Source organism: Bradyrhizobium sp. Tv2a-2, from assembly GCF_000472425.1.
Classification (GTDB): Bacteria; Pseudomonadota; Alphaproteobacteria; order Rhizobiales; family Xanthobacteraceae; genus Bradyrhizobium.
Map to the genome: position 1 here is coordinate 33,477 of NZ_AXAI01000011.1, position 16,621 is coordinate 50,097.

At 62.4% G+C, this 16,621-nt stretch carries 17 protein-coding genes; 6 read left to right on the forward strand and 11 right to left on the reverse strand.

What is annotated here, in order from left to right; genetic code table 11:
* The first annotated feature begins 15 nt into the window (after positions 1-15).
* The 5 genes from A3AI_RS0122955 (at position 16) to A3AI_RS0122975 (ending at position 5,221) form a co-directional block, all read left to right on the forward strand.
* Positions 16-1,032, forward strand: coding sequence for an NAD-dependent epimerase (locus tag A3AI_RS0122955; protein ID WP_024517829.1), 1,017 nt, complete (start codon positions 16-18; stop codon positions 1,030-1,032).
* 13 nt (positions 1,033-1,045) lie between these two features.
* A complete protein-coding gene (locus A3AI_RS0122960) occupies positions 1,046-2,458 on the forward strand; it encodes a mannose-1-phosphate guanylyltransferase/mannose-6-phosphate isomerase (protein ID WP_024517830.1) in 1,413 nt (470 codons plus the stop codon).
* Positions 2,459-2,567: 109 nt separating this feature from the next.
* On the forward strand, positions 2,568-2,966 hold the full coding sequence (locus A3AI_RS0122965; RefSeq protein ID WP_024517831.1) for a hypothetical protein: 399 nt from the start codon (positions 2,568-2,570) through the stop codon (positions 2,964-2,966).
* 67 nt (positions 2,967-3,033) lie between these two features.
* Positions 3,034-3,786: a class I SAM-dependent methyltransferase gene (locus tag A3AI_RS0122970; protein ID WP_024517832.1), complete on the forward strand. Its 753-nt coding sequence runs from the start codon at positions 3,034-3,036 to the stop codon at positions 3,784-3,786.
* 247 nt (positions 3,787-4,033) lie between these two features.
* A complete protein-coding gene (locus A3AI_RS0122975; RefSeq protein WP_024517833.1) occupies positions 4,034-5,221 on the forward strand; it encodes an acyltransferase family protein in 1,188 nt (395 codons plus the stop codon).
* A gap of 67 nt (positions 5,222-5,288) precedes the next feature.
* Here the strand turns inward: A3AI_RS0122975 and A3AI_RS0122980 are convergent, their stop codons facing one another.
* Genes A3AI_RS0122980 through A3AI_RS0123030 form a run of 11 tightly spaced genes read right to left on the reverse strand, consistent with a single transcriptional unit; the run spans position 5,289 to position 15,342 of the window.
* Entirely contained in the window at positions 5,289-5,951 is a 663-nt protein-coding gene (locus A3AI_RS0122980) for a class I SAM-dependent methyltransferase (RefSeq protein ID WP_024517834.1), read from the reverse strand.
* Between the two features lie 39 nt (positions 5,952-5,990).
* Complete coding sequence (locus A3AI_RS0122985) at positions 5,991-7,022, reverse strand: phosphotransferase (RefSeq protein ID WP_036049259.1); 1,032 nt, start codon at positions 7,020-7,022, stop codon at positions 5,991-5,993.
* On the reverse strand, positions 7,009-7,635 hold the full coding sequence (locus A3AI_RS0122990) for a hypothetical protein (RefSeq protein ID WP_024517836.1): 627 nt from the start codon (positions 7,633-7,635) through the stop codon (positions 7,009-7,011). The genes A3AI_RS0122985 and A3AI_RS0122990 overlap by 14 nt, the downstream gene beginning before the upstream one ends.
* 8 nt (positions 7,636-7,643) lie before the next feature.
* Positions 7,644-8,684, reverse strand: coding sequence for a zinc-binding dehydrogenase (locus A3AI_RS0122995; protein WP_024517837.1), 1,041 nt, complete (start codon positions 8,682-8,684; stop codon positions 7,644-7,646).
* A 12-nt stretch (positions 8,685-8,696) separates the two neighbouring features.
* Positions 8,697-9,620 carry a transketolase family protein gene (locus A3AI_RS0123000; protein ID WP_024517838.1) on the reverse strand — a complete coding sequence of 308 codons (924 nt, stop codon included), beginning with the start codon at positions 9,618-9,620 and terminating at the stop codon, positions 8,697-8,699.
* Entirely contained in the window at positions 9,617-10,465 is an 849-nt protein-coding gene (locus tag A3AI_RS0123005; protein WP_024517839.1) for a transketolase, read from the reverse strand. The genes A3AI_RS0123000 and A3AI_RS0123005 overlap by 4 nt, the downstream gene beginning before the upstream one ends.
* A gap of 40 nt (positions 10,466-10,505) precedes the next feature.
* Complete coding sequence (locus A3AI_RS0123010; RefSeq protein WP_024517840.1) at positions 10,506-11,504, reverse strand: GDP-mannose 4,6-dehydratase; 999 nt, start codon at positions 11,502-11,504, stop codon at positions 10,506-10,508.
* Positions 11,505-11,514: 10 nt separating this feature from the next.
* Positions 11,515-12,126: an SIS domain-containing protein gene (locus tag A3AI_RS0123015; protein ID WP_024517841.1), complete on the reverse strand. Its 612-nt coding sequence runs from the start codon at positions 12,124-12,126 to the stop codon at positions 11,515-11,517.
* The gene (locus A3AI_RS0123020; protein ID WP_024517842.1) at positions 12,123-13,061 is read right to left on the reverse strand and encodes an NAD-dependent epimerase/dehydratase family protein; all 939 of its coding nucleotides are present in this window, start codon (positions 13,059-13,061) and stop codon (positions 12,123-12,125) included. The genes A3AI_RS0123015 and A3AI_RS0123020 overlap by 4 nt, the downstream gene beginning before the upstream one ends.
* Positions 13,058-13,825 (reverse strand): nucleotidyltransferase family protein, encoded by a 768-nt coding sequence (locus tag A3AI_RS0123025; RefSeq protein ID WP_024517843.1) that lies wholly within the window; start codon positions 13,823-13,825, stop codon positions 13,058-13,060. The genes A3AI_RS0123020 and A3AI_RS0123025 overlap by 4 nt, the downstream gene beginning before the upstream one ends.
* Before the next feature lie 11 nt (positions 13,826-13,836).
* The gene (locus A3AI_RS0123030) at positions 13,837-15,342 is read right to left on the reverse strand and encodes a PfkB family carbohydrate kinase (RefSeq protein WP_024517844.1); all 1,506 of its coding nucleotides are present in this window, start codon (positions 15,340-15,342) and stop codon (positions 13,837-13,839) included.
* 331 nt (positions 15,343-15,673) lie between these two features.
* Here A3AI_RS0123030 and A3AI_RS43310 point away from each other — a divergent pair, with 331 nt between their 5' ends.
* Positions 15,674-16,567 (forward strand): SDR family oxidoreductase, encoded by an 894-nt coding sequence (locus A3AI_RS43310; protein WP_024517845.1) that lies wholly within the window; start codon positions 15,674-15,676, stop codon positions 16,565-16,567.
* Positions 16,568-16,621 lie beyond the last annotated feature (54 nt).

Sequence of the window (16,621 nt, forward strand, 5' to 3'; positions counted from 1 at the left end):
AGGTATGGAATACCTATGCCGACACAAGCGATCCTGGTCACTGGAGCTGCGGGCTTCATAGGGTTTCACGTCGCGCAGCGGCTGCTCGCGCAGGGACGCGAGGTGGTCGGCGTCGACAGCGTGAACGACTACTACGATCCCGCGCTGAAGGAAGCACGGCTTGCGCTGCTTGCACGCGATCCGAAATTTGCATTCGTCAAGCTCGATCTCGCCGATCGTGTGGCGACCGCGGCGCTGTTCGCGCAGCACGGCTTTGCCGAGGTGGTGCATCTCGCGGCCCAGGCGGGCGTGCGCTATTCGCTGCAGCATCCGCACGCCTATGTCGATGCCAATCTCCAGGGCTTCATCAATGTGCTGGAAGGCTGCCGCCACAATGGCTGCAAGCATCTGCTGTATGCGTCATCGTCGTCGGTCTACGGCGCCAACACCAAGTTGCCGTTCTCGGTGCACGACAATGTCGACCATCCCGTGAGTCTCTATGCTGCATCGAAAAAAGCCAACGAGTTGATGGCGCATTCCTACAGCCATCTGTTCCGGCTGCCGACGACGGGCCTGCGCTTCTTCACGGTCTATGGGCCGTGGGGACGGCCCGACATGGCGATGTTCATTTTCGCCAAGGCGATCCTGGCTGGCGAGCCGATCAAGCTGTTCAACCATGGCAAGATGCGGCGCGACTTCACCTATGTCGACGACGTCGCGGAGGCGGTGGTCCGCCTGGTCAGCCGGGCGCCCAAAGGAGAGCCGGACTGGGACGGCGACGATCCCGATCCCGCGACAAGCAAGGCGCCGTGGAAGGTCTTCAACATCGGCAACAACAACCCTGAGGAGCTGACCCACGTGGTCGCGCTGCTTGAAAAGGAATTCGGCAGGCCGGCCCAGAAGGACCTGCTGCCGATGCAGCCTGGCGACGTCGAGGCCACCTATGCCGATATCGCGGCGCTCGAGCGCGAGATCGGGTTCAAGCCCGCGACATCAATCGAGGACGGTATCGCGCGTTTCGCGAACTGGTATCGTGAATTTCACAGCAGATAAGGCGAGAAGCCCGATGAGCAAACGAATCACCCCCTTGATCATGTGCGGCGGTGCCGGGACGCGGCTGTGGCCGGCGTCGCGGGAGGGACGGCCGAAGCAGTTCCTGCCGCTGTTCGGGGCGCGCTCGACCTTTCAGGATACGTTGCTGCGGGTGTCGGATCCCGCGCTGTTCGAGCGTCCGATCGTGATCACCAATGCCGGCTACCGTTTCTTGGTTGTGGAGCAGCTGGCCGAGCTGGGCATCGAGGCCGACGTCCTGCTCGAGCCCGCGCGGCGGGATTCCGGGCCGGCGATCGCCGCGGGCAGCGCTTTTGCGCAAACCCGCGACGACGAGGCTGTGGTGCTGGCGCTTGCCGCCGACCATATCGTGCGCGACACAAACGCGTTTCTTGCCGCCTGCCGTCAGGGGCTTGTCGCGGCCGAGAGCGGGCGCATCGTGACCTTTGGTGTGAGGCCGGAGCGCGCTGCCACCGAATACGGCTACATCAATCCAGGCGAGGCGGTGTCCGACCAGGTCCGCGCGGTGCAGAAATTCGTCGAGAAGCCGGATCAGCCGACCGCCGAGGATTATATCGATAAAGGCTATCTCTGGAACAGCGGCAACTTCATGTTCCGCGCCGCGGCGCTGCTTGATGAATATCGGAAGGTTGACGCCGCAAGCGTGGACGCCATCGCCAACGCCGTGAGCAAGGCGGGGCGCGATCTCTCCTTCGTCACCCTCGATTCCGACGCCTTCGGCTCGGCCAGGGCGATCTCGATCGACTATGCGGTCATGGAGAAGACCGCGCATGCCGCGGTCGTGCCGGTCGCCTGCGGCTGGTCCGACGTTGGCTCCTGGCACGCGGTATGGGAGCTGTCGAACAAGGACGGTGAGGGCAACGCCGCGCAGGGGGATGCGGTATTCGAGGATTCCCGCAACTGCAACGTCGCTACCGACAGGGCGCTGGTGGCTCTCGAAGGCGTCGACGACCTCGTCGTGGTGGCAACCCAGGACGCCGTGCTGGTGTCGCGGCAGAAGGACGCCAACGGCCTGAAGCGGCTGGTCGCCAAACTCAAGAGCGTGGCGCCACAGGTCACCGCGGATCATCTCAAGGTACACCGGCCCTGGGGCAGCTATCAGTCGGTCGACAATGGCGAGCGCCACCAGGTCAAGCGCATCATCGTCAAGCCGGGCCAGCGGCTGTCGCTGCAGAAGCACTATCATCGCTCCGAGCACTGGATCGTGGTGCGGGGTGCAGCGCGCGTCACCGTCGACGACCTGGTCAAGACCGTTCACGAGAACGAATCGATCTATATCCCGATGGGCGCGGTGCACCGGCTGGAAAATCCCGGCAAGATCATGCTGGAGCTGATCGAGGTGCAGACTGGGAGCTATCTCGGCGAGGACGACATTATCCGCCTCGAGGACGACTATCGTCGCTCGTAAGCCGCATCAGTCCCATTGGTCCGGTCCGTGGCTCCCAAAATCGCCTCGGGCGTGCTAGGCTGGTCCGTGAGACTGAGCCGGGGCGGTGGGGGCAAGAGAGAAACGCGCGATGCTGATCAATCCTTTTCGCCGTTCGCGTTCCGACGGCCCGTTCCGGACGCGGGCGCCGGCCCGAGACCAGGAGCTGGATAACCAGCTGGTCGGCCAGGTCGCATCCGCCATCGACGACGCGCTGCAGAAGATCGAAGCGCAAAGAGACGGCCTCAAGCGGCGGCTCGATGATGTCATCGCGCGCGCGGCCATTGTCGGCGGCAATGACCTCGACGATTTCCTGACACGGGACGAGGCGCGCGCGAGCCTGCTTGCCGCCTCGGATGACGAGATCGCGCGTGGACAGGTACGGTTGAAGACGCTGGACGAGCAGCTCTCGCATTTCAGGTTTCTGAAAGCTGCCTTGCAGACCCGCTTTCCGGATTTCAAGGCCGACGGCGAGACAATCGCCGGCTGACTTTCATTATATTGGCCTTGAAAGGCTGCGGCCCTGCCGCGGCTGGCCCCTGAGGAGCCAAACTCTGATGCCGGAGCAAAGTAACCGCGTCTCGAGCTACTTCGATCAGATTTCGGACGGGTATTCCGCCCGCTACGAAGAGCGCAACGCGTTTCACAGCTACTTCTTTCGCCAGCGTCTGAAGGCCGCGACGGATCGTTTTGTGTTTGACGCAAAGCTCGTCCTCGACATCGGAGCCGGAACAGGCGCTCTCTATGACGAGCTGGTTCGACGAAGCCCGACGGTGGACTACTTCGCTTGCGACATATCTCCGCAAATGTTGGCACAGAGTGCAATTCCCGCGGAGCGGGCCTTCGTGGGCCGCGTATCGGACATATCATTTCCCCGCGACAGCTTTGATTTCATCTATTCACTTGGAGTCACCACCTATCAGGAGCCGGCGGAGCTCGCCGCCAATTGGCGCTTCATCGCAGATCATCTCGCGCCCAAGGGGACCGCGGTCGTCAGCTTCACCAACCGCGCAGCGATCGACCACGCCGTAAGAACGGTATTAAGAATAGCAAAGCCCATCATCAAAAGAGGCGTGTTCGGCCAATCCTTTGCGACCTTCGCCTATCGGGTAGCCGAGGTATCAGAAATGACACGGGCTATCGGACTGGAGATCGAGGCTGTGAAGTTCCTCAATCAGACGGTTTCGCCGTTCAATACGCTATTGCCCATGCCATCGGTAGCGGTAGCGAAGGCGATCGACCGGCATGCGCCGGAAGCGTTGCTGCCGTTCCTCAGCGCCGATTTTGTCGTCTTCGCCAGGCGCCCCTGAGCAGGAAACTCCCCACCTGTTCGATGTCCCGAGCGACTGAGACTATCTGGCTGCTTGCGCGCGCGCTGCGGCATGCGAGCGTGCCTTAAATGCCCTCTGGCTTCTGGAAGTTGACATGCCAACTGATACTCAAAAGACACGGCAGATGAAAAAATAAAGCGCGCAGCTTGTTTGTTTCTAACTTTTGCTCCTAAGCTTCAACTTGCTTCTTCCCGTTTATGTAGGGCAGAGCGAGCACTGATGGGCCGTGCAGTTAGCCGTGCAGTTAAAAGCTATTCTGAGTTCCGTCCACGCAGAAACTGCCGCTGTTGGCGGAGGTCAGATGGAGCCGAGGCGATACGCCTACATCGACGCTTTACGCGGATATGCGATCCTGATGGTGATCGCGGTCCACACCTCGCAGGCATTCGCGGATCTGCCAAAGGAAATAGCGACCGTAATTAGTCAAGGCGCCCGTGGCGTTCAGCTATTCTTCGTGACGAGCGCGCTTACTTTGTCCATGTCTTGGGTCTCGCGACACGAAAACGCGATGGAGTTTTACACCCGCCGCTTTTTTCGGATCGCGCCGATGTTTTGGCTGGCGATATTTATCTTTGTGTCGCTCGACGGCACTGGACCATCACTTTATGCCCCGGACGGCATCGGCTTCCGGCATATCGCAATGACCGCCATGTTTATCCATGGCTTTTGGCCCGATACGATAACCAGCGTTGTACCTGGCGGCTGGTCGGTCGCCGATGAGGTGATCTTCTACGCGCTATTCCCGGCAATTATTCCCGCATTGCTCAAGGCCAGTTGGAAGTCACTGATCATCGTTACAGTCGCAGTCATCGTTTTGGGGACGCAATTCTCGCGACTGTTGGAAGGCTTTTCTTATCTTCTCTCCCCATCGACTCAAAGTGTTGCGGGCATATACTTCTCGCTCTGGTTTCCTCGCCAACTACCATGCTTTATCTTCGGCATACTGCTGTTCAGGTTCTCTACTGAGCGACATTCGATCCCAGAGAGTACCGCGAGACGTCTCTGCGCTCTTTCCGTTGCGCTAATGCTGCTGATCCCTTTCTTGGAAGGGGTCAAGTATGCGCTGCCCCTCGGGCTGTTCACGACTTACGGAATCGTCTTCTCTCTATTTGCTTTCTCGCTCAGGTACTGGCGCAATTCGCCCCTGATCGGCTCAACGATAATATGGATTGGAAAGATCAGTTACAGCGGCTACTTTGTTCACTTCTTTGTTTTACACTACTTGCCGCGCTTGGGCCTCACTGCCTCGCCGACCGCCGACTTTGTCATCATTTGGACAGCGGTGACCGCTGTCACGGTCGCCGTGTCTTCAATTACATATTTGGCGATCGAGAAGCCCATGATCAAACTAGGGAGTGCGCTCATCGAAGCGCGGCAGTCGTCGACCGAGGCCGTCCAGCAAGCGCGAGCGTAATAAGCCTGAAGGGACGCACGCTATAAAGATGTGTCGTATGCTGACCTCCAAAGGGGATCCGCCTCGCTCATTCGAAGTAGATGAATTCGTGGTCGCCGGTGTAGCCCGCACGCTTGAAGTCGAATTCCCATTCGTCCGGCGTGTGGAAGATGCGGCAGGTTAGCTGCCAGTACATCAGGTTCACCTTCTCCCGCTCGTTGCGGTAGGCCTCGACGCAGAGATATTTGGCGCCGCGGCCGACGCGCTCGATCTCGCGCAAGGCGGCGTCGAGCTCGTAGTTATAGAGATTGTGCAGCGTATTGATGGAGATCACGAGGTCGAAATGCCTGTCGGGCCAGGGCAGCTTCGTGGCCGAGCCGACCTGGCAGAACGGTTTCACGTCCTCCATCGTGTGCGCGACGCCGTAGGGGGAGATGTCGATGCCGGCGACCTCGATGCCGGGCACCGCCTCGCGGAAATCGTGCAGCAGAAAGCCCTTGCCGGAGCCGACATCAAGCACGCGCATGCCGGGCTTGAGACGATAGGCTGCGACCATGGCATCCGCGACCTTGCGCCAGCGGCCGTCATATTTGTAGCCGCCATAGCCGGTCTCGCGGCTGCCGTCCCAATAGTCATAGTCGTATTTTATCGCGAGTTCGGCGACCTCGGCCTTGTCACGCTGGGTGACGCGCGCGACATAGTCACGTCTGGTCGATTTGTGGATCAGGCTGACGAACTCACGATAGGCCATCAAAGTCGCTCCGGGTGGAATGATCTGGTTGTTTGCGGCTCACGCGTGCAAGCCGGATAGCTTGGCCTCGGCCTTGGCGAGCTGGGCGGCGCAGCGTGCGGCTCGATCGCCTTCATTGGCAAAGGCGCGTCGCGCGTCGCCAAGCGGCAGGAAATCATTGAGGATGATGCAGGCCCATTTGATGCGGTAGGCATCGAGCAGCATCAAGCAGCGCGCCCGGCCTTTCTCGTCAAGCATAAGGCCGTCGGCGAGGCGTGCGACGAAGGCCGCATGGCAGTCGAGCGGCACCGGGGTTTCCGGCTGGCAGAAGAAATCCGAGACGAGCTTGGCCGGATCGTCGCGCCCGGCATACTCGAAATCGAGAAACGTGAGGCGGCCAACCTCATCGATCAACGCATTGTGGAAGCCAAAATCCGAGGGCGACAGGCAGCACTCGGAGCGCGAAAGTTGCTCGTCCATGCCAAGGCCGGCGCTGCGCGCGTCAGCCGCGAGGCGCGATTTCACTGCATTCCAGGCCGGCTTGAGCCTGGTCGAAACGAAGGACCGTGCTTCGCCCGCGTGCGGCGCGTCGGGATCGAGCGTGGTGAGCCGCGCGACGCGCCGGTCGACCGTCGCGACATGCTCGGACAGTGAGAAGCAGGCCTCGGAAGCCGGCGCAAGCTCGCCACGCGGCGGCGCATTGATCGCGAGCACAAAATCAATGGCGGCATCGATGTGGGCGGGTGTCAGCTCGGCGGCGGGCAGCTTGCGGCCCTCGACAAAGCCGTAGAGCGCGGCGCGTGCGGCCACGTCGCAGGCCAGCGGCTCGGGCACGCAGTGAATGCCGCGCGACCAGGCGTGCGCCAGGAAATTCCATTCGGCGCCGAGCCGGTCCCGCTTGTCGCGGGGGTCGCTGAAATAGCGCTTCAGCACCAGCGGCCGTCCGGCCTCGGTGTCGACGCGATAGACCTGGTTGTTCTTGCCACCGGCAAGCCGCGATAGCGCGCGCGGCTGCCCCAGGCCGGCGCGTTGGACGAGTGCGCGCGCCGGTGCGAGCAGGGTGTCACTGGTTGAGGCTTCAGACCCGCTCACGGACAAAATCCGCGGAGATCGCGGCCCAGGAGGTGCTGCGGTCAAGCTCGATCGCGTCATCGCAGCGAGCAGCGAACTGGCCATCCGGATCGAACAGGATCTTGCGCATCCCGGCCGGAAAGCCAGGCATGCCGAGAATTTCCGGGAGGTCGTCGATGAAGGCGTCGACGCCAAGCTGCGCTGCGCGTGCGATCTTGTCGTCCTTGGTCGGCTCGAAATAGACGCGCGCGGAATCGATCCTGGCGGCTCCGTCGCCGATCAGCCCGTGCGCGACGAGAAAGCCGCGCGCGGCCGCATGCATGTCGTGCCGCGGCCCGCGCAGCGGATGGCGGGTCTTGTGGCTGACAATGAACAGCGTGTGCCCCGCGCCTTGTGCCAGCGCGACGAATTCCGCAAAGCCTGGATAGGGCGACACCATGTCCATGCGCGCGCCATAGACGTAACCCTGCAACTCCGTGAAATCGTCCTTGCGGCCGCTTCCGTTCAAATGATCTCGCACGCTGTTCTTGTGACGTGCGAGGTCGGGCGGGATCAGGCCGCGCTCGAGTGCGGCGGCATGAAACACGCCGTCGTAGCAGGCGATCGTGTTGTCGAAATCGATCCCGATCCGCATCGCGGCACCTAGCGCAGCGACATGTCGATCAGGGGGCGGCCGACCTTGCCGGTGGCGAGATCCTGCAGCGCCTGGTCCGCGTTGGCGAGGCGATACGGCTTCGAGAGCAAGTCGCGCACCGGAAAGCGGCCCGAGGCGAGCAGGCGGCCGTAGCGGCCATAGTCGCGGTCCGGCACGCTGTCGCCGCCCCAGGTGCCGAGCAGGCTCTTGCCCTGGTTGAAGACGGCCGGATTGAGCGAGAGCATGGCGCCCTGCTTTGCGTTGCCGATCACGACGGCGCGTCCGCCCTGCTGGCGCGTGGCGTTGATCGCCTGATCCATCACGGCCGGAAGGCCTGAGGATTCCACCGCAATGTCAATGCCTTGCGGCACGATCTTCTTGATTTCGGCGAGCACGTCGGCTTCGGATGCGTCGATCACATGGCTTGCGCCATAGATTTTTGCGAGCGCCCGGCGGGTCGGGTTGGGATCGATGCCGATCACCGGCATCGCGCCGGCGAGCGCTGCCGCCATCAGCGCATTGAGCCCGATGCCGCCGGTGCCGAACACGGCGACCGCGTCGCCCGGCTGCACCTTCAGCACATTGTAAATCGCGCCCATGCCGGTCGGTGCCGCGCAGCCGAGCAGCACTGCCACATCCATCGGCAGCCCCGCAGGTAGCAGAGTGAGGCGGTTCTCGCTCACGACGGCGTGGCGCTGAAAGGTCGTGACGCCGCCGGCATTGACCTTCTTGCCGTCCCATTCATAGACGGCGCCGCCGGCCTCGATGCCGTTGCCCTTGATCCACGACAGCACGACCTTGTCGCCAGCCTTGACCTTGGTCACGGCGCTGCCGGTCTCCAGAACGGTGCCAGTGCCTTCGTGGCCGAGACAATGCGGCACCCATTTGTCTTCGCCCTTATCGCCGCGCCACTCCATCACTTGCGTCCCGCAGGCGCCGGAATAGGCGATTTCGACCAGCACCTGGCCGGGCTTGAGGGCGGGAATTTCGATCTCCGCCAGAACCAGAGGCCTTCCGGTTTGAACGAGCAGCGCGGCTTCGGTTTTCATGACGTCAACGTCTCAGCTCAGCGTGTGGAGGATCTTCTCGGCGATCTGGTGCCCGGTCAGGCCAAGGGCCTCGCGGGCATATTCCTGCTCGCCGGATTTCTTGAAGAACGCATCTGGCGTGCCGAAGCGCAGGAATTTTGATGCCCGCGTTTCGGTATCGGCGAGCCATTCCGAGACGGCGGCCCCGAAGCCGCCGATCAGCGAATGTTCTTCCAGCGTGGCGACCAGTCTGAACTTCGCAAAGGCGTGCCGCAGGCAGTCCTCGTCGAGCGGCTTCACGGTGTGGAAGCTCACGACCTCAGCCGAGATGCCACGCTCCTTCAGCTTGTGACCGGCCTCGACGGCCTCGGGGAGCATATTGCCAGTCGAGAGCAGGCAAACGTCGGTGCCGTCTTGAATGGTGATGGCCTTGCCGATGGCAAAATCGGCAAGTGGCCCTTTGTGCACCACCGGCTCGCCCTTCTTGCCCATGCGGATATAGACCGGACGATCCTGCTGCATCGAGGCGCGCAGCGCGGCGCGAACCTCATGCGCGTCGCCCGGGCAGATCACCACCATGTTGGGCAGCGCGCGCAGGAAGGAGATGTCCTCGCAGGCATGGTGCGTCGGGCCGAGGCCCGAATAGGCGAGGCCGCCACCGACCGAGACAATGGTGACGGGCGCCTCATGGTAGCAGACATCGGTGCGGATCTGCTCCAGGCAGCGTGTGGTGACGAAAGGCGTGATGGTGTAGGCGACCGGGCGCAGGCCATTCATGGCCATGCCGGCGGCAACGCCCATCATGTTGGCTTCGGCCACGCCGCAGTTGAAGAAGCGATCGGGGTGCTTGTCCTTGAACTTGTCGAACAGGCGGTTGCCAATGTCGCCCGACAGCATTACGACGCGGGCATCCTCGTTGCCGAGCCTTGTCAGCTCGTCGGCGAAGGCGTTTCTCATGTGAGGCCAAGCTCCTTCTTCGCCTTGACGACTTCGTCGGCCGTCGGCGCGCGGTAGTGCCAGTTGTTGTCGTCCTCCATGAACGACACGCCTTTCCCCTTGACCGTATGCGCGATCAGCGCGACCGGCTTGCCGCTTCCGTTGGGAATGCGCTGCATGGTTGCCGCAAGCGCTGCGACGTCATGGCCGTCGATCTCGTGGGCATCCCAGCCGAACGCGGCCCATTTCTCGCGCAACGGCGCCAGCATCAGCGTCTCGTTGGAGCGTCCGGTCGCCTGCCACTTGTTGTAGTCGACGATGACGCAGACATTCTCGAGCTTCTGCGCGGCGGCGAACATCGCGGCTTCCCACACCGAGCCCTCATTGTTCTCGCCGTCGGACAGAAGCGCAAAGATCCGAAAGCGTTCGCCCTTGATGCGGCCCGACAGCGCCATGCCACAGCCGAGCGGCAGCCCATGGCCGAGCGAGCCGGTCGCGGCCTCGACGCCCGGCAGCAGATTGGCCGGCGGATGTTCGGCGAGCCGCCCGCCATCCTGGCAATAGGTGTCGAGCTCTTCGATCGGGAAATAGCCCTTCATGGCGAGCGTCGCATAAAGCGCGGCTGCTGCATGTCCCTTGGACAGGATGAAACGGTCGCGCATCGGATCCTTCGCCCGCGCCGGATCGATGTTGAGCACATGCCAGTAGGCCGCGGTGACGATATCGGCGCAGGACAGCGAGGAGGCGAGGTGAGCTGCCTGCGCCGCATGCGACATCTCGATCACTTTGCCGCGCAATAGCGCCGCTTGCAGCTTGAGGGCGGCGGTGTCGATCGGCGGAGCAGTGTTGCGAACTGCAACGTTCATTGTGCTCTCCAGTTGGACGCGCTGCGAAAGGCGCGACCCTCTACGGCTTGTGTTGGTATTTCGTCGGCAGTTTCGGAATGGCGTCGTGGAAGCGCTCGGCCCAGGCGATAACGTCGTCAATGCCCTGCTGGAGCGAGATCGTGTCGCGCCAGCCGAGCTCGCTGCGCAGCTTGAAACTGTCGAGCGTATAAGCGGTGTCCTTGCCCGGCCGTTCAGGGCCGATCTCGACGCATTCGTCGAACGACTTGCCGAGGCGCCCCAGGATCATTTCCACCAGCGTGCGGATCGAGACCAGCTCATAGCCGGAGATGTGATAGGCCTCACCCGGCGTCCCGTGTTGCGCGATTCTGAGCGTTGCCTCGGAGACGTCGGTCATGTGGATGAAGACGCGGACCGACTTGCCGCCACCGTCGAGCTTCAGTTTTTGTCCGCCGATCGCGGCCAGGATGGTGCGCGGCACGATGCGATAGAGCTGCTGGCCCGGGCCGTAGACGTTGGCCGCGCGGGTGAACACGACGGGAAAGCTGTAATTCGCAAAATAAGCGCGCAGGCTCATGTCGCTCGCCGCGCGCGACACGGCATAGGGCGTCGACGGGTTGAACGGCGCGTCCTCGCGCGCCCAGCCCTCGGTCGAGCCATAGACCTCCGGCGTCGTCACGTGAACGTAGCGTGAGAGTCCATCATAATTGCGCAGCAGCTCGTGAAGCCGAACCGTGGAGACGACATTGGTCATCATCCAGTGGTCGGGATAGAGCCAGCTTTCGCCGACCATGCTTTGCGCGGCGAAGTTGACCACATGGGTCGGGCGCTCGTCCCTGAGCAGCGCTTTCACTGCATCGAGATCGGAATTGAGATCGATCCTGACGAAGCGGACCGTGCCGGGACGCTTCTGCCATTTATAGGGCAGCAGCGCCTCATGCGGCTCGTCAGACCGGCTGGTCGCCAGCACGTCGTAGCCCTTGGCAGCGAGATGATCGGCAAAGGTCGCGCCCGAAAACGAGTTCGAGCCGAGGATCAGGAATTTTTCTTGCGCCTTCATTGTAGTGGCGTCAGCCTGGTCCCTGGATCGAAATCTCTTCGCCGCGCTGTTCCTGCAGCCATTGCATGAGCATGTGTCCGATGATCATCTGGGCGTCTTCGGCAATCTGCATGTCGTCGATGGCAAAATGGATCGGCACGTCGGCCAGCTCCCTGGCCTTGCCGCCGGAAAAACCGAGCACGGCATAGCTGGTCACGTCCCTCAGCTTCGCCTCTTCCAGCACGCGCAGGATGTTCGGCGAATTGCCCGAGCCCGAGAACGCGACCAGGATGTCGCGCGGGCGCGCCAGCACCGCAAGCTGCAGCGAAAACACCTGCTCATAGCCTTCGTCATTGGCAAGGCAGGTGATGACGGAGGGATTGGCCGCGAGCGAATGCACGCGAAGCCCCGATCCCGGCGTCTTCGTGAACGCATAGAGGAAATCGTTGGCGAGGTGGTTGGCGTTGCCGCCGCTGCCGCCATTGCCGCAGAAGAACACCTGGCGGCCGGTCTGCCAGCAATCGAGCAGGTCGTAGGCGAGGCGCTCGACCGGGGTCCAGTCGAAGCCATCGAGCGCGCGCGCAAGGCGCCTCGAATACTCGCCGAACAGCTTTGCGGGAGGTGCGAAGGCCGGCGCGTTCATGCCACGACCTCCTTCTCCATCCATTTCAGATTGTACCAGCGGTCCTCATTGCTGAGCCGACCCTGGGAATACATCCCGATCAGCTCCTTGATGGCGTCTTCGACCGTCTTCTTCGGCTGGAAACCGGTCGACAGCAGGCGGTCGGAATTGACACGGTAGCTGCGCGGGTCGCTCGAAGGCGTCACCACGACCTCGGCCGGGACGTACTTGGTCACCATCTTCGCGATGTCGAGGATCGAAATGTTTTCGAAGCCGGCATTGTAGATGCCGGTGTGCTCGGGGTGTTCGAGCAGGAAAAGATAGAGGTCGGTGATGTCGTCGATGTGAATGTTGGGACGGGTCTGGTCGCCGCCGAACACTGTGATGCGGCCGTTCATCAGCGCCTGCATGGTCAGCATGTTCACCGAAACATCGAGGCGCTGCCGCGGCGAGTAGCCGCAGACGGTCGCAGGACGCACGATCTGCACGACCATGTCGTCCTTGTAGGACAAAACGATGCGCTCACCGCACATCTTGGTCTTGTTGTATTCAGAGATCGGCAGGAGCTCGAGATCCTCGGTCACCTGCGCTTCCTCCTTCACGCCGTAGACGCTGCCGGAGGAGGCATAGATGAAGCGCTTGATGCCATGGCGCCTGGCGCGGTCGGCCAGCTGCATGGTCGCGAGGCAGGAAATCTCCCAGGTCAGCTTGGGGTCGAGATCGCCGCAGGGGTCGTTGGCGACGCTCGAGAGATGGATGATGGAATCTACGCCTGAAAGATCGATCTCGTCCGTATTACGTACGTCACCCTTGACCACGGTGAGATCAGGATGCGGATCGAGGAAATTGCCGAACCACATGGCATCGAAGGCCACCACCTCGTGGCCCGCGCGGAGCAGCTTGGGAACGAGCACGCTGCCCTTGTAGCCACACGCCCCCGTCACAAAGATCTTCATCGTCTCACCGTTTTGAGGGGTTCAGCGCGAGCTTCTGCTCGCTTGTGCTCGCGATCTTTGCGGGAGCCTTGCGAAAATTCGATATGGGCGCGCAGCAGGCTGGCCGGACTGCCGATGTCGCGGTGATAGCCATGTGTTTCCACGCAGAGGATACGCCCCAGATAGTTTGGGATCACTTCGGTCGAGAGGTCGACTTTCGCCTTCCCGAGCATCGCCATGTCGTCTACGACCTCGGGCTCGAAAATATAGACCGCGCCGTTCGCGAGGTTGCCGGGCGGCTTTTCGGCCTTTTCGTGGAACGCGACGACGGTGTTGTGCCGGTCAAGCTCCAGGATTCCGCAGGAGGAGGGATCGTCGGTACGGAAGCCGAGCATGGTGATGACATGACCGGCGGGACGGGTGCGATGCGCCTCGATCAATCCGCGCACGTCGAAATCGGTGAGATTGTCGGCATGCGCGACGAGGGATGCGTCGTTGCGAAACCAGGCGCGATTGGCAAGCACGGTGCCGCCCGTGCCGCGCAGCTCGTCCTCATGGACGAGATCAATGCGCGAATGCCAGGGCGAGGCAGCGACATGCGCCTCGACCTGCCCGGAAAGCCAGTGGGTGTTGATCAGCGCGCGCTCGATGCCGCCTTCGAACACGAGGTCGAGCCAGTAGTCGAGCAACGGGCGTCCGTGGATCGGCACCAGGCATTTCGGAGTGCTGTCGGTCAGCGGCCGCAGCCGGCATCCCATTCCCGCAGCAAGAAGCAGTGCGCGCATCCCTCGCCCCATCACTCGTCGCTGTACCTGCGATCATCTATCTCGGTGATGAGCTCGCGCGTGGTCAGCGGCAGGTTGCCGACGCGAGAGACCTGCAGCGCGGCCGCGAGCGAACCGAGATAGGCGGCCTGCCAGATATCGGCACCGGCCCGCAGCGCCATCGACGAGGCCATGAACAGGCTGTCGCCGGCGCCGGAAACGTCCTTGGGCGAGGGGTTGAAGGCGGGCAGGCGGTCGGACTGCTGGTTGCCCTCGATCATCGCGTTGACCAGGACGCCTTCGGCACCGAGCGTAACGACGAGGCTTTCGGTGCGCGCCTTCTTGATCAACCGTTCGCTGATGACGGCGAGACCCGAGGTGAAGTCGTTGAGCGCGACGCGTGCCTCGCGCTCGGTCGGAGTGAGCAGCGTCATGCCCTTGAAACGCGAGACGTCGCCGGTCTGCGAGGAGACCTGGCTGTCGGCCGCCATCATCACGCCCCTGGCGCGGGCGCGATCGGCGATGGCATCGACCAGGTCCTGAGGCAGGCAGCCGTAGTTGAAGCAGGAGAACAGCAGGAGATCGCACGCCTTCAGCGCGCGCTCCACCGTGCCAAGCATCTTGCGCTGAATCTCGGAGCCGGCCGCATGCTGGCGCATGTGATTGACCCGCAGCATGGTCTTGTTGAGCGCGCGGAAGCGCTGTTTGCGGGTGGTCGGCCGGGTCTCGTCGACGAAATGCTCGCAGGCGACACCGTGCTCCTCGAGCGTGTCGCGGGCAAAGCGCGCGGCCTCGTCGTTGCCGACCAGGGTGAAGAAATTGACCTCGGCGCCAAGACCGTGCGCATGCGCTGCGACCGCGCCTGCGCCGCCGACGAAGCTTCGCGTCATCAAGGGCGTGACGACGATGGTCGGGTCTTCCTGTGACATGCCCACAGCGTCGCAGGTGACATATTCATCGACGATGAGGTCGCCGATCACGGCCACGCGCATGCCGGCGAGCTTGCCGAGCAATTGCTTGAGGCCCAAAATTTCGAAACCGTGGCGCCTGGGAAACTCCAGCGGCTTGCGCACGGTAGAGAGGTCGATATTGGCGTCGCGCTCGAGCAGTGAGAGCGAGGCGAACCGTAATTCTCCGGAGGAGAATATCAGCCGGCCGCCATAGGCATCGACCGCCTTCTGTTCGGGATTGAACCTGTCCTCGAACTCCTTGCCCTTGACCACGACGGAGGGTTCGAGGCGGACGATGAAGTCGGAGGCGGATGTCTCCAGTCGCACCACATGATGAACCAGCGAGATCGAGCGGACATTGTCCAGCCGCATCTCCTGCGCCAGCGTCACGCCGGGAGTGTCGTCCGCATTGACGCCGACGACCAGAATGTCCGCCTGCTCGGCGGCGAACTTCAGAAGCCGTAAATGTCCGGGGTGGACGACATTGAAGTTGCCCGAAACGAAGGCAACGGTCTGGTTGTCGCTGGCCGAGGCGCGAATCATACGGCAGACGTGATCGCCCCGCGCGGTGTCGATCAATTGGTCCAAGGATCGGGCCTCCGCCGAGTCGAATCCATAGAGGTCGAAGCCACGAAGGCCACAGGACATCGAACGATGCTGCCGGCCACCGAAAGCAGCGTCGTCGTCCTGAATGCCTGAGTCCCCAAGATCGCCGCCGCTTCGCGGATGCCGCGAATCATCTGAACTTTGCTAATATCGCAGAAATTGTGGAAAGATGGTTAATTGAATTTGAAAAGCGCGAGATGCGGGCGAAGCGGACTCCGAGTCGGACGCTTGAGCTAAGCGAACGATGATGAGTTCATCTTTTTTGTATGGACGAGAGCAGCGCGGCCGCCGGGGCAAAGCGGGGACATCGTCATTGCGGTGCCTGATCATCGGTGCGGACGGAACCTTTGGCGCCGCGTTGGCGGATTCGCTGCGCCAAGGCGGGCACGAGGTGATCGCGACGACACGGCGTCGTCATTTGGCGATAGCGGGCGGCTCTTTCTATCTCGATCTCGCGGAAGAGCTGCCATCGATGCCGGAGGCGGATGTCGCGGTGATATGTGCCGCGATGGCGCGATTTGAGGATTGCCGGCGCTATCCGGAGCGCGCCCACCGCGTCAACGTCGCTGCACCGCTGGCGCTGGCTCGGTCGCTGACTGAGGCCGGCGCGCGCGTGATCCTGCTCTCGACCGGCGTGGTCTTCGACTGCAAGACGCCGCATGTGAGCGAGAGCGCAGAGCCCGCGCCGCGAAGCGTATATGGACGGCTCAAGGCGGAAGCCGAAGCCTGTTTGCTCGATCTCGGCTCGCTCGTGTCGGTGCTGCGGCTCACCAAGGTCGTGAGGCCAAACGCAGGTGTTCTTTCGGAGTGGATACGACATCTTGGCGAAGGCAAAATCGTTCGCGCCTTCGATGACCATCGCTTCTCGCCGCTCACGGTGGCCCATGTGGTGGATGCATTGGTCGCGCTGGTCGAAAGGGGCGAGGGCGGAATCTACCATGCATCGGGAGCCGCCGACGTGAGCTACGCGGAGGCCGCGCGCTTCCTCGCACGGCAAATCGGCGTTCCCAGTCAGCTGGTCGAAGGCGTGCGTGGTGTCGACAATGGACTTGCCGATGGCGACCTCACGCCGTTCACCTCATTGGCAACGACGCGCTTGAGTGATTTGACGGGCTTCATTCCGCCTCAACCGCTTGAGGTGCTGCAAACGGTGTTTGGGCGGGAGATCAGCCAGGCCAAGGACGTGCTGGCGGCTCTTGCAAGATGATTGGTGTCACGGAACTCGAAGCATGCCTTTGCGCCCGCGCGTGGCTCGCGGTGG